This window comes from Shewanella sp. SR43-4 (assembly GCF_014163845.1).
Classification (GTDB): Bacteria; Pseudomonadota; Gammaproteobacteria; order Enterobacterales; family Shewanellaceae; genus Shewanella; species Shewanella vesiculosa.
Window position 1 is genome coordinate 19,872 of sequence record NZ_JACJEB010000015.1, and the last position, 14,764, is coordinate 34,635.

Sequence of the window (14,764 nt, forward strand, 5' to 3'; positions counted from 1 at the left end):
CTATCCCTGCAGCTTTTTATTTGTAGGGTTAACTACTATTTGCTGATTTTCAACGTGCCAACGGTGTTGCATAAACGCTGCACACTCCTCGCTGTGGGTAACCATCAAAATGCAGCAGTTTGCTTGTTGAGCTAATTCAGTGAGTAGTTGCATTACCTGCATTCCAGCGTGTTGATCTAGGTTACCTGTCGGCTCATCAGCTAAAATCAATTGTGGTTTGTGAGCTAATGCTCTCGCAATGGCGACCCGTTGTTGTTGCCCACCAGAGAGATTTTCAATATTACGCTCCAGTAATGGGGTTAAGCCGAGTTGATGGCATAACTCATCACACCAAGGGCTCCAAGTTAATTGGTTGAGCGCCAGTGAGAATTGAATATTGTCACGGACATTTAATGGTGTCAGTAAGTTAAAATGTTGAAATATCACTCCAAGCGACCGACGTCGATACTGGCTCCATTGCTTATCTTGCCATTGTGTTACTGAGAGCATGTTATCGCCTTGACGAATTAACATGTCGCCATTGTCGATAGTTTCAAAGCCACCAATGATGTTCAGTAAAGTACTTTTGCCGCTACCACTAGGGCCTGTTAGTGCAATTGTTTGACCTTGTTGCAGTGTCAGGCTCACTTGCTGCAATACGGGATGAAATGACTCGCCATCGCGAAACCCTTTACTAATATTTTCTAAGGTAACGATGCTTGTCATAATTGCTCCATAACGAATTAGCTTTGATAAACGTAATGCATTGACTGTGTCATATGATGACCAATATACGCGATAAAATCTGTTTATGTCTAAACATAAAAAAAGCGAGCCAATGGCTCGCTTAGTGACAATAAAACATTGAATTAGTTAAGCATCGACTAATGAATATGGTAATTCAATAATGGATAACTGTGAGCTTTCATCGTTAGCAATACGCAGTTGAGCGTTGTTTTCAGTATCATTGGGCAGTACAGCCGTCAGAAGTACTTTGTCGCCATATTGGACACATTCAATGATATTGCCTCCCCGGCGAAAACCGTCTTCAAGGGCGATTTCTAATTGGGTGTCAGTAGTGATGTTTAGGCTACTAGTGCCAGATAGAATATACAACGCACGCTTATTACCACCGCGGTATTTCATTCTGGCAATGGTTTCTTGGCCCATGTAACAGCCTTTGGTAAAGCTGATGCCATTGATGGCTTGTAGATTACACATTTGTGCTACGTACTGGCCTGAGTGGGCGGCATCTATGTTGGGGTAACCGGCTTTTATCTCTAATGCTTGCCATGCAGTGGCATCAAATAATGTTTGGCCTGATTGGCTAATGATAGCCTCTGCGGTAGCGCGTTTTATAATGGCAATAAAACGTTCGCCATCACGAATGATCGCCCCTTGGTCGACGAGATTAAGCGCTTGCGACGCCTCACCAAAATATTGCGTAACAAAGGCTTGTGCTTCTGCGCCAGCAATACCGATTATGTGGTAATCATCGCTCACATTAGCCAACTCAGCTTTACTGAATACCGCGTATTTTTGTAAGTGGGGTAAATCTAACAATAGTGCGCTTTTTGGCAGCAACATAAACAAGCTGTCGGCTATTGCAAACGTACGGAAGCTAGCAAGCATTTTGCCTTTAGGGTCACAATGTGCGCCCCATTTCCATTCATTTTCACCTAGTGAAGTGATGTCAGTAGTGACTTGGCCGTGAATAAAGCTGCGCCCTTGCTCGCCAGTGATTTCGATTAATCCCATGTGAGTCAAACTTGATAGCATTAATGCAGGAGAAGTGGCGATGAAATCCCAATCGGGTTGATTTACTGAAATGGTCATAACTATCCCTAAGCTGAGAATAAGACGGTATGGTTGGAGTGTAACGGAATAATACAATGCTCAACAGGGGGCAAGGTTTTAAAAACCAATAAAAAAAGCTACCTTGTTGCCAAGATAGCTTTTTAGAAGCTCATTAACCTAAGCTAATCGCTTTCTAAGTAAGGTTAAAACAATACTCGAGCACGAATAGTGCCTTCAATTGATTTAAGTTCTACTAATGCTTCTTCAGCTTGATCTGAATCGACTTCCATTACCACATAGCCGATTTCAGCAGTGGTTTGTAAGTACTGTGCGGCAATGTTAATGCCTTTTTCAGAAAAGGCTTGGTTGATTTTGATCAACACGCCAGGACGATTTTGGTGAATGTGCAATAAGCGTGAAGTACCGCTATGCTGTGCCAAAGATACTTCAGGGAAGTTAACTGCCGATAAGGTCGAACCGTTATCTGAGTATTTCACTAACTTACCAGCCACTTCAATACCAATATTCTCTTGTGCTTCAGCGGTACTGCCGCCAATGTGTGGTGTCAGTAATACGTTGTCTAAACCACGTAACGGTGACACAAACTCATCATCATTTGATTTTGGCTCTACCGGGAACACGTCAATTGCTGCACCTGCAATCTGCTCCGATTTTAGCGCTTGGGCTAAATCATCAATATCAACCACGGTACCGCGTGAGGCGTTAATAAAGAAACTGCCTTGACGCATTTGGGCAAATTCAGCTTTAGCGAACATGTCTTTGGTTTGCGGCGTTTCAGGTACATGCAGGCTGACAACATCAGCTTGGGCCAATAACTGTTCCATAGAGTGAACTTGTGAGGCATTACCCAGTGGTAATTTGTCTTCAATATCAAAGAAAATTACTCTCATGCCAAGGGTTTCAGCCAAAATACCTAGCTGAGTACCAATATGACCGTAACCAATCACACCTAAGGTTTTGCCTCGGACTTCAACACTACCATTAGCACTCTTTAACCAACCGCCACGATGCGACATAGCATTGCGCTGTGGAATGCCGCGCATGAGCATGATGATTTCGCCAATGACCAGTTCAGCAACACTACGAGTGTTAGAGAATGGGGCGTTGAATACCGGGATACCCAATTTTTCGGCGGCGGCTAAATCGACTTGATTGGTGCCAATACAAAAACAGCCAATCGCAACCAGCTTTTCTGCATGGTGCAATACTTCAGCGGTAAGCTGAGTGCGGGAACGTAATCCAACAAAGTGAGCATCTTTGATCGATTCAAGTAAAGCCTCTTCGCCGAGCGACGCTTTATGGTATTCAATGTTGGAATAACCTGCTCGTTCTAGAACATCAACCGCAGTTTGGTGGACGCCTTCCAACAGCAGGATTTTGATCTTATCCTTGTCAAGCGAGTGTTTCGCCATGATATGGGTACCCTCTTATCATTAAATGATGCTTATGCTAATGAATTAGCCAATAGTTATGCTATAAATGCGGACTTCCGACGCAATGCCAAAGTAGCACTTTTTTTAAGGCTTGTGGAGGGCTAGATGGCTGAAGTAATATCTTTAATTGAGAACAATATCGCAGATGAGGAATTGAGGATGCAAAAACGCGTGATTTGGATGGCAATCTACCTATTGGTATTGTTTTGGTCTGTCAGTAATCCCAAGGATATGTTCACTTGGTGGCTAGAGGCTATCCCCGCATTAATTGCCTTACCTATTTTATTTTTTAGTCGTAAGAGCTTTCCGCTGACCACGTTAGCTTATGCCCTTATTTTAGTGCATTGCTGTGTATTATTTGTGGGTGCGCGTTATACCTATGCCGAAGTGCCATTATTTGACTGGTTAGCCCAAATTATGGATAGCGAACGCAATAACTACGATAAAGTTGGCCATTTTGCCCAAGGTTTTATTCCTGTGATATTGGCGCGAGAAATATTTATCCGCAAGCAGGTCATGCAAATAGGCGCATGGTGTCAGTTTTTGGCCGTTTGTTTTGTATTGGCTTTTTCGGCATTTTACGAGCTAATCGAGTGGTGGGTCGCCGCAGCTTCAGGTGAAAATGCTGAAGCCTTTTTAGGTACTCAAGGGTATGTCTGGGATACCCAATCAGATATGTTCTTAGCCTTAATTGGTGGTATTTGTGGTGTCTTACTGCTTTCACCGCTTCATAATAAACAAATAGCCGCCAAAATGGCCCTTAATAATAAGTCGATATAAGTGAGTTAGCTGATTTAGGTACCTAAGTGCAGTGATTGCAATAAGTCGATTAGTTCGCTGTGCTTAGGGGTAATTCCAGATGTTAAGCCAATATAACGTATCTGCTTATCCGGGTTACATCAGTGTTCAAAGCGATACAGCATCAGGCAAATTAATTATTCATACCTTAGACTTACGCCATGGCCATAAATACGAGAAAATACTGACTATCCTTGCCATATAACAGGTCTTTGATGAGAGTAATCTTTGATTAACAATAAGCGATTAACCGTGATTGGTGCCGTGTTAAGTGAGCAGTTTTGCACTTTAAATTCAATAAATAGTCACTTATAAAAATGTGCTAATAGAGTGAAATAAAAGTAAACAATAGGCTTTGCCTAGTACTTAAGGCTAGTAAACCAGCTTCATTTACGTATAGTATATAATCTCAGGATGTGCTCAAGGTACGTTGGGCAATAACATACTTTTCAGGGAGAAGAGTGATGAGTTCAAATATCGATGAATTGGTGTTTTTACACCAAATCGCAGCACCTTGCCATTTAGCTATTTTGGCTGAGTCGATCGGGTTGAAAACTCGAATAGTCAAACATGCCGCTGAGCTTGAGTTAGAAAAAAAATCCAATAAATTTTATCTTGTTTCACAAAAAGGTGCCGCATTAGACAGCAAAGGTATTCCTTTGTTAGTGTCGCGTTTAGTGGAGCATGTTCCTGTTGCATTATATCAAGTTGAACGTGGCTCGCTCGATCAAGAAGCGGCATTACTCCTCGGCGTTCGTGGTTTATTGTACAGTGACCAGCGCATGGATTTAATGCTGACGGGTTTACGTAAAATGGTGGCAGATGAATTATGGTATGACCGACCATTGATCAGTAAAATCTTTAGACGTTTAGTTCAGAAACTTGATACCAGTGCTGAAATCCCTTCCGATACCGTTGCCATTCTACAAAGATTAACCAATCGAGAAAGAACCATTATTCAGCTTGTTTCCAGTGGTGCTCGCAATAAAGAAATCGCCCAGCGGTTGTGTATTAGTGAACATACCGTTAAAGCACATATTTCGTCTATTTTCCGTAAAACAGAATCTCGCAACCGAGTTGAATTATTACGTTGGGCACAAACCTATCAAAGTCATAGTGAATTAGTCAGCTAATATGCTGATGGATTCATAGAGTGATTAAAATAGGAGCTTAGGCTCCTATTTTATCTGTCAGGTTTATCGATAGTGTTATCTTTTAAAAGCTTACGCTAATAAGTACACTGGGTTTTCTGATAACAATAATAATGGATGTTAACAATGAGTATTTGGTTTAAGGCTGTTACTTTAGAAGATTGTGCTCGTTTAGATGCTGGGATGCATGAAAAGGGCACCTTAATGCAAACATTAGGCATTAAAATTACTGAGATTGGCGATGATTACATGGTTGCGACTATGCCCGCTAATCCAGCAGTGCATAATCCATTAGGCATTGTTCATGGTGGCGCGAATGTAGCGTTAGCAGAAACGGTTGCCAGCTATGCAGCTAATTTTGTGGTCGACTTTACCCGTTACTATTGTGTTGGCCAAGAAATTAACGCTAATCATTTAAAAGCATCACGCAATGGTGAGTTAACCGCAACAACAAAACCAATACACATAGGCAAGCGCAGTTCTGTATGGGAAATATTGATCCACAATAGCGCGGGTCAACTGTGCTGTATTTCAAGAATGACAGCTGCTGTGGTCGAGCGATAGACTATAATAGGTTAAAGATGATTATTTGATTAGCCTTGATGATCCCGAGTTGCGCTTATGAGATATTGAGTTAAATATTAAGCGATCCCGCATAATTCACTGCGCTAAAATCGGATCTATTTTGTTGCTTAAGCGTGTTAGTGGTCATATGAGGTAATGCAGAATATTACCATAAGGAAAATCCATGGACAGTATCAATATCTGGGAATGGGTCGGTTACTTAGCCTCGGTCGTTGTGGCGATTTCGCTGATGATGGCCAACATTAAAAAACTCCGCTGGTGGAACTTGATTGGTGCTGGTCTATTTGTGGCTTATGGTTTAGCGATAGACGCAATTCCAGTGGCGTTAGTGAACTTTTTTATTGTACTCATTGATGCATATTATTTGCTTAAGTTATATCGCGAGCCGACACCTCCGGCTGAATAGTTAACCTCATTTAGTTAACCTCATGAGGGTCATTAATCTGTTTACTACTAAAGCCAAAATGAATATTTTGTCTTTTTTGTTGAATGGGTTCTGACTTGAATTTTGGCTTATTTCATCAATCATCAATCATCAATCTTCAATCATCAATAATGCTTAATCGATGATTGATGTTAGCCGTTGTTATAAGGTCTTAGCTTACCAGTAGATAGGTACTTTTAAGGCGCTTTTACGTGACTGCTCCATTGCAAACAATAAACTGGTTTCTTTATTGTCTAGCCAGGTGTCAATATCAAGTTGATGCAGCTCACTAAGCAGCCTTAATATTTTGTATGCAGACAGAGTACTAATTCCTAATGCTAAGTCTTGCCAAGGCAAGCGAAATGCTTCGCGTTTTTTCGCTGGGTATATTTCGCCATAAGCAAATCCCACTAAGATGCTTTCATCAAGAGCATCTGCCACATCTTGATAGTCTTCGCTGCTCATTGCTGATGTTATAGGCATTAATTTGCCAATACGTTTCCATGAGGCTTGCTGCAATTTGTTGGCAAATAGGTCTAATTCTGGCTCTTGACTGAATTGATGTTGACCATTTTCAGTGGTTAATAACAAATCGACTAGCGCTAATTGTAATTGGCCATACTCGGCATGTTGCCATATCGAGGCTAGCTGGGTTGAAAATGACATTGCGTTAATATGGTTTTCGAGTTGCTGGCAAACAACAGCTTTATTGCTGATATTGGCAAGCATATTGGCATCATCTTGCAGCAATAAACAACAGCTTTGCAATGGACCCACAAATTCTAGCGCACGTTCAAGGTGATCAAATAATGGACTAATGTGCTGATCCAGTAATCCAAATTGATTTAAGGTGAGTCTGAGTAAGCGTACGCAGCGGCGTAATTCCCCCCATAATACCGACTGTCGCTCCACATCATTAGTGACAGTTACTAATATATTTTCAATAAGTTGCCAGCGCTCTAGGGCTGTTTCTAATATAGCGCTTAAGGCTTGGGGGACATTATTGTTTTTTGGCAAACAGACGTGATCAATCGATTCGATTGAGAAAGGTTTTGACTTACCCGCGAGTTGATAGCCACGCTGAGCTTTACTGGCTTTGCCAAGACGAAACGGAACTGACTTAGCCACTTCACGTGCCAATTGGATTAAGGCTGAAGTATCACCAGCAAGTAATTCGAATTCGAGTTCGCAAATGGGGTCAATTTTATGTTGCGCAATAATCTCACCCACATCTAAAGCAACTTCAATCAAACTGTCATTGAGATAGATATGCCAAGTTTGGCGTTCAAAATTAGTTTCAAAAATGCATTTTAGTGATCTTGATACACTGTCGAGATCATTTCCTACTGGCCATATTTCTGTTGGAAAAAGTGACAGAACCGGCATTTTTTGATTTATGCTGACATTATATTCAGGACGAGAATGGATCCCTCCTACCACTCTGCCTGCTGTTTTTATAGTCTGTTCGAGTTGGTTGTCAAACCCTCTTACTCGTAAGCCCATATCCCAACGACGCAGTTGTAAATCGTCGGTATCAAAATATCCGTTGGTGAGTTTCTTCTGCCCTTGTGGGGTTGAATTTGGATATTCATTCAATATTTTTTTCAAAAAATCATGGTGTTGTGATTGAATGAATAGTTTTAACTCTATTTCTGCGTCCATTGACTTTATATTTGCCTTGTCATTAAATATTCACTAATGCGTCATGTTATCTTCATAATGTCACATTGCTGTAATAAAAATCTCTTAGGATAGCGTTGCTCGCATCATATATACTAAGCAACGATAACAGAGAAACTGTTGTACGAAATTAAAAAACACAGTTTCATTATGTGGACGCTTGGGTTAACATGCGCCCGCTTTTTCCAAACTGGAATTTATTAAATAGGTAAACGGCAATGCCAGTAAACTCTATTTTAGGTGTGTTTGCAAAATCACCTCTTAAGCCTTTAGAACAGCATATCGACAAAGTACATGAGTGTGCATCACTTCTTGTTCCTTTCTTTGACGCAACCAACTCAGGTGACTGGGATGAAGCGGTAAAGATACGCAAACAAATTAGTTTGTTGGAAAAAGATGCTGACTCACTTAAACGTGAAATTCGCCTAACACTTCCTGGTGGATTGTTCATGCCTGTTGAGCGTACCGACTTGCTTGAGTTATTAACTCAACAGGACAAAATCGCTAACAAAGCAAAAGATATCTCTGGCCGTATTATCGGTCGTGAATTAGTCCTTCCTCAGCCAATGCAAGCTGCCTTTGGCGCTTATCTAAAGCGTTGTTTAGATGCAGTATCGCTTGCAAAACGTGCTATTAACGAGCTCGATGACTTACTCGAAACCGGTTTCCGTGGTCGTGAAGTTGAGTTAGTTGCCAAAATGATTAATGAATTAGATCTTATCGAAGAAGATTCAGATGATTTACAAATTCAAGTGCGTCGTCAGTTATATGCATTAGAATCTGAATTGAATCCTATCGATGTGATGTTCATGTATAAAATTATCGAATGGGTAGGAGGTTTAGCAGATATTGCTGAGCGTGTCGGTTCCCGCCTAGAGCTAATGCTAGCTCGTAACTAATCACAAAGGTTATCAAGGAAACAACATGGTTGATGTATTAGTCACCAACGGCCCTATGCTTATTATGATAGCGGCGGCATTTGGATTTTTGATGGCATGGGGTATTGGTGCAAACGACGTAGCCAATGCAATGGGAACCTCTGTAGGTTCTAATGCCATTACTATTAAACAAGCGATCATTATTGCAATGATCTTTGAGTTCGCCGGTGCTTTTTTAGCCGGTGGTGAAGTCACGAGTACAATTCGAAAAGGTATTATCGACGCAAGTTATTTTACTGATGTACCTGAATTATTGGTATACGGCATGATTGCCTCATTACTTGCTGCGGGTATTTGGTTAGTCGTAGCGTCAGCGTTAGGCTGGCCTGTATCGACAACTCACTCAATTATTGGTGCTATTGTCGGTTTCGCCGCGGTAGGCGTCAGTGCTGATGCTGTTGAATGGGGTAAAGTTGTCGGTATCGTTGGCTCTTGGGTTGTGACACCGGCCATTTCGGGTTTTATTGCTTTTATTATTTTCCAAAGTGTACAAAAGCTGATTTTTAACACCGATGATCCGTTAGCGAGTGCTAAGCGTTATGTGCCTTTTTACATGGCCCTTGCAGGTTTTGTGATGTCACTTGTGACTATCACTAAAGGCTTGTCGCATGTAGGGATAAACTTTTCAACAATTGAAGCGTATGTGCTAGCAACAGCTGTTGCTGCATTAGTGGGTTTTCTAGGTAAAATGGCGATTAGTCGTTTAAAAATGAGCGACAAAGCTGACCTAAAAACCCAGTATGGTAATGTTGAAAAAGTGTTCGCTATTTTAATGGTAGTGACTGCATGTTGTATGGCATTTGCTCATGGTTCTAACGATGTTGCCAATGCGATTGGTCCTTTAGCTGCGGTTGTTTCTGTGGTTGAAAGTGGCGGCGTTATTGGTGCTAAAGCCGTTCTAGCATGGTGGATTTTACCACTGGGTGCTGTTGGTATTGTTATGGGCTTGGCGATTTTTGGTCAACGTGTAATGCAAACCATAGGTAAAAATATTACTCATTTAACTCCAAGTCGTGGTTTTGCTGCTGAATTAGCGGCAGCATCGACGGTTGTGATTGCTTCTGGTACTGGTTTACCTATTTCAACAACGCAAACTTTAGTGGGTGCCGTGTTGGGTGTGGGTATGGCTCGTGGTATCGCAGCAATCAATATTGGTGTGGTGCGTAACATCGTGGTGTCTTGGGTTATTACCCTGCCAGCAGGTGCAGCACTGTCTATTGTGTTCTTCTTTATTATTAAAAATATCTTTAGTTAATATAACGAAGACGCCATGCAGTATTAGCAAAAATGTGAATGCTGAATGTATTTAAGAAGGAAGTCGTATGACTTCCTTCTTGCATTCAGAGCATTTAATAAATAGCATGACGATAAGTTTTCTGAGTTTGGATAAATACCGTGTTAAGAGTACTTTCAATTCTTATATTTTTACTGGCGCCAAATGGCGTATTTGCAGCCCAAGGGCCAACGCGCTTCATTTCTGATGATGTGTTTACCTATATCCACGGTGGACCGGGTACTGAATTTCGTATTATCGGCAGTGTTGAAGCGGGTCAACCTATTACTTTATTAGGTGATACCCAAGGTGACTTCACTCAAATTATCGACCATAAAGGTCGTGAAGGTTGGGTATTAACCAGTTTAGTAACCGATCAGCCTAGTTTTCGTGAACGTTTTCCAGAGATGGAAGCGCAACTAAAACAAGCTAATGAGCAATTAAATAATATTACGCAAAATACTGAAAGTACCGAAGAGTATTTAACGCTGGCGAACGCAAAGGTGACTGAGTTAAGCGCTGAGTTAGCCAAAGCGATTGAAGAACGGGATGTCGCTAAGTCAGAAGTAAAGCAAGTAGCTGATAATCAACGTTACTACATGTGGCAACAAGGTGGATTAATAGCAGGTATCGGGGCTTTAATCGGTATTGTATTGGTATATTTGCCTCGTCCGCAGCGCCGTCAAAAAAGTCGCTGGATGTAATGTCTCCAACAATCATCAGATTGTCATGGATAAGATGACAACACTTGTGTGATAAATCTTATTGCTAAAAAAGGCCAACGATTCAAACGTTGGCCTTTTTTTATGGTGTTTTTTGTTGATAAAATTTATTCATATTTAGTTAGGTTTATTTTTATTTAGTGATTGTTTAACAAATACTTAGTTGGTTTTTGTTGTTTCTATAACACATTTTTTTCATTCATTTCAGTGAGCGTAATCAAACAATCATTAGCAAGTATTTAACTAGAGTGTCCAAGTTCACATTTTGAATGTATAATCGCCGAAAATTAGATCGTACATTGTATACAAAATAAATAATTCGTGAATACAGTGTCCATTCAATAACGATAATAACCATCCTTAACCTGACCTAGATGGAAGCGAATACTATGTTCAAAGCGAGTGAAGTACTGGGCGGTTGCTATGACAATGCCACTCTTGAGGAACTGTTTACTGCAGTGACCAACAACTATATTGTCGATGAAGAGCAATACCTGTCTGAATTAATTAAGCTTGTGCCTTCGTCTGAACAAGATATTGAACAAGTCACACGCCGTGCCCATGAACTCGTCAGTAAAGTTCGTCAGTTTGAGAAGAAAGGCCTTATGGTTGGTATTGATGCATTTTTGCAGCAATACAGCTTAGAAACGAAAGAAGGCATTATCTTAATGTGCTTGGCAGAAGCCTTGCTGCGTATTCCTGATGCAGAAACTGCTGATGCGCTTATTCAAGACAAGTTATCTGGTGCCAAGTGGGATGAACATCTTAATCGAAGTGATTCGTTATTGGTTAACGCTTCAACATGGGGCTTAATGTTAACCGGTAAACTGGTTAAGTTAGATCGCAATACTGATGGTTCGCCAAGTCACATACTCAAACGTCTCGTTAATCGTGTTGGTGAGCCAATGATCCGTCAAGCTATGTTAGCGGCGATGAAGATCATGGGTAAGCAGTTTGTGTTAGGGCGCGATGTTAAAGAAGCCCTTAAAAACAGCGAAGCTAAACGTAAGTTAGGTTATACCCACAGTTATGACATGCTTGGTGAAGCTGCGTTAACGGCCACTGATGCGCTCAAGTACTTTATGGATTATAGCAACGCTATTGATGATTTAGGTGCACAGCAATATGACGTTGGCAACGCTCCAAGACCGACAATTTCTATTAAATTGTCAGCATTGCATCCTCGTTATGAAGTCGCTAATGAAGACCGCGTATTAACAGAACTATACGACTCGGTAGTTAAATTAATTGTTCAAGCCCGCGCCTTGAATATCGGTATTTCTATTGATGCAGAAGAAGTTGACCGCCTTGAGCTGTCGTTAAAGTTGTTTAAGCAACTTTATCAGTCAGAAGCAGCTAAAGGTTGGGGGTTACTGGGCATTGTGGTTCAAGCGTATTCTAAGCGTTGTTTACCTGTGTTGTGTTGGTTAACACGTCTTGCTAAAGATCAAGGTGATGAAATTCCACTTCGCTTGGTTAAAGGTGCTTACTGGGATAGCGAGCTTAAATGGGCCCAACAAGCTGGCGAAGCAGGTTACCCTCTGTATACCCGTAAAGCGGGCACTGATGTGTCTTATTTAGCCTGTGCACGCTATTTATTGTCTGATGCCACTCGCGGTGCTATTTATCCACAATTTGCCACCCATAATGCGCAAACCGTCGCGAGCATTGATGCTATGGCGGGCGATCGCTTATACGAATTTCAACGTTTACACGGTATGGGCCAAGAGCTATACGACACTATGTTAGCTGAAAGCGGTGCTAAGGCTGTGCGTATTTATGCCCCTATTGGCGCTCATAAAGATTTACTGCCGTATTTAGTCCGTCGCTTACTGGAAAATGGTGCCAATACCTCATTTGTGCATAAACTTGTTGACCCTAATACGCCAATTGAGAGTTTAGTGGTTCATCCACTGGTGACATTATTGGGCTACAAGAGCTTAGCGAATCGTAAAATTGTTCAACCAGCTGATATTTTTGGTGCAGAACGTAAAAACTCTAAAGGATTAAACATGAATATTATTTCTGAGTCAGAGCCATTTTTTGCTGCACTAGACACATTTAGCGATACCCAGTGGACCGCAGGCCCGCTGGTCAATGGCAAAACCTTAACCGGCGAAGTGCAAACTGTGGTCAGTCCATACGACACCTCATTAACGGTAGGTACTGTTGCTTTTGCTGATGCTAATGCCATTGAACAAGCCATTGCGAGTGCTGATGCTGCTTTTGGTGGTTGGGCTCGTACTGCGGTTGAAACGCGTGCCAATGCACTGCAAAAGTTGGCCGATTTACTCGAAGAGAATCGTGAAGAACTGATTGTGTTATGTACTCGTGAAGCGGGTAAGAGCATTCAAGACGGCATTGATGAAGTTCGCGAAGCAGTCGATTTTTGTCGTTACTACGCCGTTCAAGCTAAGAAAATGATGGCCCAGCCAGAATTGCTTCCAGGCCCAACAGGTGAGTTAAACGAACTGTTTTTACAAGGTCGCGGGATTTTTGTGTGTATCAGCCCATGGAACTTCCCACTCGCTATTTTCTTAGGCCAAGTCTCTGCAGCCCTTGCTGCAGGTAATACGGTTATTGCCAAGCCTGCAGAGCAAACCTGTTTAATCGGTTATCGCGCTGTGCAACTGGCACATCAAGCCGGTATTCCTACCGATGTGTTGCAATTCCTTCCAGGAACTGGCGCTGTGGTTGGTTCTGCAATCACTGCTGATGAACGTATTGGCGGTGTGTGTTTTACTGGTTCCACTGGCACGGCTAAATTGATTAACCGTACCTTGGCTAATCGCGATGGTGCAATTATTCCATTGATCGCTGAAACTGGCGGTCAAAATGCCATGGTAGTTGATTCAACCTCACAACCAGAGCAAGTGGTAAATGATGTTGTATCATCATCATTTACCAGTGCAGGTCAGCGTTGTTCGGCATTACGAGTATTGTTTTTGCAAGAAGATATTGCCGATCGCGTCATTGAAGTGATGAAAGGTGCGATGGAGCAGTTAGTCATTGGCAACCCAAGTTCTGTGAAAACAGACGTAGGCCCAGTGATTGACGCAACTGCCAAAGCTAACTTGGATGCTCATATTGATCATATTAGCCAAGTAGGTAAGTTGATAAATAAACTTGAGTTACCTGCTGGTACTGAAAAGGGCCATTTTGTTGCGCCGACAGCGGTTGAAATCAATTCGATAAAAATGCTTGAAAAAGAGCATTTTGGACCGATTTTGCATGTTATCCGTTATAAAGCGGCTGATTTAGGCAAAGTGATTGATGAAATTAATAGTACTGGATTTGGCTTAACTTTGGGGATCCATAGCCGTAACGAAGGCCATGCGTTAAACCTTGCTGATAAAGTCAATGTGGGTAATGTGTATATTAACCGCAACCAAATTGGCGCCGTTGTTGGTGTGCAGCCATTTGGTGGTCAAGGATTATCGGGTACAGGCCCTAAAGCCGGTGGTCCACATTACTTAACCCGTTTTGTAACTGAAAAAACTCGTACCAATAACATTACCGCAATTGGCGGCAATGCGACGTTATTATCATTAGGTGATACAGACGAATAACGGAGTGAGTTACTCAAGTTGACTAAGCCCACTTCTCGTGGGCTTTTTGTTATTATGCCGCCTCGGGTTTTGTTAACTTGTTTGCGGTTATTTACTTTTGGATTGGAATGTTATTGCGTTTTAAACCACGACTGACATTGCTACACAATTTACCAAAGCGACTGATATCACCAAATGAAGGCGTTATGCCTTGGTTAATCGCTGATTCCCAGTAGGTGAGTTCCGCATCAACAAGCTCCAATAGTTTTTTTGGGCAACCAACACAGGTATTGGCTGGACCACAGCGAAAGATATCAGCTGAATCTAATGGAAAAGTCTGTTTTACTTGGGCAATGAGTTGCTTCATCGCGCTGATCCTATCGGGTTTGTGCTGCATATTTCACCTATGATGATG

General features: G+C 41.7%; 14 protein-coding genes. 9 read left to right on the forward strand and 5 right to left on the reverse strand.

Translation table 11 applies throughout. The features are described 5' to 3' along the window. From H5123_RS15820 to serA, 3 genes are all read right to left on the reverse strand, one after another. On the reverse strand, nt 1-705 hold the full coding sequence (locus tag H5123_RS15820) for an ABC transporter ATP-binding protein (protein ID WP_124017326.1): 705 nt from the start codon (nt 703-705) through the stop codon (nt 1-3). A gap of 147 nt (nt 706-852) precedes the next feature. Further along, nucleotides 853-1,815 (reverse strand): tRNA-modifying protein YgfZ, encoded by a 963-nt coding sequence (gene ygfZ, locus H5123_RS15825; protein ID WP_182698593.1) that lies wholly within the window; start codon nt 1,813-1,815, stop codon nt 853-855. Nucleotides 1,816-1,979: 164 nt separating this feature from the next. Beyond that, nucleotides 1,980-3,209, reverse strand: a complete 1,230-nt coding sequence (gene serA, locus H5123_RS15830) for a phosphoglycerate dehydrogenase (protein WP_124017328.1) — start codon at nt 3,207-3,209, stop codon at nt 1,980-1,982. A 180-nt stretch (nt 3,210-3,389) separates the two neighbouring features. On the opposite strand from serA, the gene H5123_RS15835 reads away from it, so the two are divergent. The 5 genes from H5123_RS15835 to H5123_RS15855 all read left to right on the forward strand — a co-directional run bounded on the left by H5123_RS15835 (nt 3,390) and on the right by H5123_RS15855 (nt 6,170). Further along, complete coding sequence (locus H5123_RS15835; RefSeq protein ID WP_182698639.1) at nt 3,390-4,010, forward strand: DUF2238 domain-containing protein; 621 nt, start codon at nt 3,390-3,392, stop codon at nt 4,008-4,010. A 79-nt stretch (nt 4,011-4,089) separates the two neighbouring features. After that, entirely contained in the window at nt 4,090-4,233 is a 144-nt protein-coding gene (locus H5123_RS15840) for a hypothetical protein (RefSeq protein WP_182698594.1), read from the forward strand. A 259-nt stretch (nt 4,234-4,492) separates the two neighbouring features. Next, entirely contained in the window at nt 4,493-5,161 is a 669-nt protein-coding gene (locus H5123_RS15845; RefSeq protein ID WP_124017329.1) for a response regulator transcription factor, read from the forward strand. 144 nt (nt 5,162-5,305) lie between these two features. Then, nucleotides 5,306-5,743: a PaaI family thioesterase gene (locus H5123_RS15850; RefSeq protein ID WP_124017330.1), complete on the forward strand. Its 438-nt coding sequence runs from the start codon at nt 5,306-5,308 to the stop codon at nt 5,741-5,743. Between the two features lie 184 nt (nt 5,744-5,927). Further along, complete coding sequence (locus tag H5123_RS15855) at nt 5,928-6,170, forward strand: YgjV family protein (RefSeq protein WP_124017331.1); 243 nt, start codon at nt 5,928-5,930, stop codon at nt 6,168-6,170. Between the two features lie 195 nt (nt 6,171-6,365). Here H5123_RS15855 and H5123_RS15860 read toward each other — a convergent pair whose 3' ends face one another. Next, the gene (locus H5123_RS15860; RefSeq protein ID WP_182698595.1) at nt 6,366-7,850 is read right to left on the reverse strand and encodes an inorganic triphosphatase; all 1,485 of its coding nucleotides are present in this window, start codon (nt 7,848-7,850) and stop codon (nt 6,366-6,368) included. Between the two features lie 236 nt (nt 7,851-8,086). Here H5123_RS15860 and H5123_RS15865 point away from each other — a divergent pair, with 236 nt between their 5' ends. The 4 genes from H5123_RS15865 (at nt 8,087) to putA (ending at nt 14,370) form a co-directional block, all read left to right on the forward strand. Next, the gene (locus tag H5123_RS15865) at nt 8,087-8,767 is read left to right on the forward strand and encodes a TIGR00153 family protein (protein WP_124017333.1); all 681 of its coding nucleotides are present in this window, start codon (nt 8,087-8,089) and stop codon (nt 8,765-8,767) included. 25 nt (nt 8,768-8,792) lie between these two features. Further along, nucleotides 8,793-10,061 carry an inorganic phosphate transporter gene (locus tag H5123_RS15870; protein WP_182698596.1) on the forward strand — a complete coding sequence of 423 codons (1,269 nt, stop codon included), beginning with the start codon at nt 8,793-8,795 and terminating at the stop codon, nt 10,059-10,061. 140 nt (nt 10,062-10,201) lie between these two features. Beyond that, the gene (locus H5123_RS15875) at nt 10,202-10,783 is read left to right on the forward strand and encodes a TIGR04211 family SH3 domain-containing protein (RefSeq protein WP_182698597.1); all 582 of its coding nucleotides are present in this window, start codon (nt 10,202-10,204) and stop codon (nt 10,781-10,783) included. Nucleotides 10,784-11,175: 392 nt separating this feature from the next. Further along, on the forward strand, nt 11,176-14,370 hold the full coding sequence (gene putA, locus H5123_RS15880) for a bifunctional proline dehydrogenase/L-glutamate gamma-semialdehyde dehydrogenase PutA (protein ID WP_182698598.1): 3,195 nt from the start codon (nt 11,176-11,178) through the stop codon (nt 14,368-14,370). Between the two features lie 91 nt (nt 14,371-14,461). Here the strand turns inward: putA and H5123_RS15885 are convergent, their stop codons facing one another. Continuing rightward, nucleotides 14,462-14,746 carry a hypothetical protein gene (locus tag H5123_RS15885; RefSeq protein ID WP_182698599.1) on the reverse strand — a complete coding sequence of 95 codons (285 nt, stop codon included), beginning with the start codon at nt 14,744-14,746 and terminating at the stop codon, nt 14,462-14,464. Nucleotides 14,747-14,764: the final 18 nt, after the last annotated feature.

Coding starts and splice junctions, on each gene's coding strand:
- H5123_RS15860 (WP_182698595.1), bottom strand. CDS start 7,850: ATGGACGCAGAAATAGAGTTAAAACTATTCATTCAATCACAACACCAT.
- H5123_RS15850 (WP_124017330.1), top strand. CDS start 5,306: ATGAGTATTTGGTTTAAGGCTGTTACTTTAGAAGATTGTGCTCGTTTA.
- H5123_RS15855 (WP_124017331.1), top strand. CDS start 5,928: ATGGACAGTATCAATATCTGGGAATGGGTCGGTTACTTAGCCTCGGTC.
- serA (WP_124017328.1), bottom strand. CDS start 3,209: ATGGCGAAACACTCGCTTGACAAGGATAAGATCAAAATCCTGCTGTTG.
- H5123_RS15835 (WP_182698639.1), top strand. CDS start 3,390: ATGCAAAAACGCGTGATTTGGATGGCAATCTACCTATTGGTATTGTTT.
- H5123_RS15840 (WP_182698594.1), top strand. CDS start 4,090: ATGTTAAGCCAATATAACGTATCTGCTTATCCGGGTTACATCAGTGTT.
- H5123_RS15885 (WP_182698599.1), bottom strand. CDS start 14,746: ATGCAGCACAAACCCGATAGGATCAGCGCGATGAAGCAACTCATTGCC.
- H5123_RS15865 (WP_124017333.1), top strand. CDS start 8,087: ATGCCAGTAAACTCTATTTTAGGTGTGTTTGCAAAATCACCTCTTAAG.
- H5123_RS15845 (WP_124017329.1), top strand. CDS start 4,493: ATGAGTTCAAATATCGATGAATTGGTGTTTTTACACCAAATCGCAGCA.
- H5123_RS15820 (WP_124017326.1), bottom strand. CDS start 705: ATGACAAGCATCGTTACCTTAGAAAATATTAGTAAAGGGTTTCGCGAT.
- putA (WP_182698598.1), top strand. CDS start 11,176: ATGGAAGCGAATACTATGTTCAAAGCGAGTGAAGTACTGGGCGGTTGC.
- H5123_RS15870 (WP_182698596.1), top strand. CDS start 8,793: ATGGTTGATGTATTAGTCACCAACGGCCCTATGCTTATTATGATAGCG.
- ygfZ (WP_182698593.1), bottom strand. CDS start 1,815: ATGACCATTTCAGTAAATCAACCCGATTGGGATTTCATCGCCACTTCT.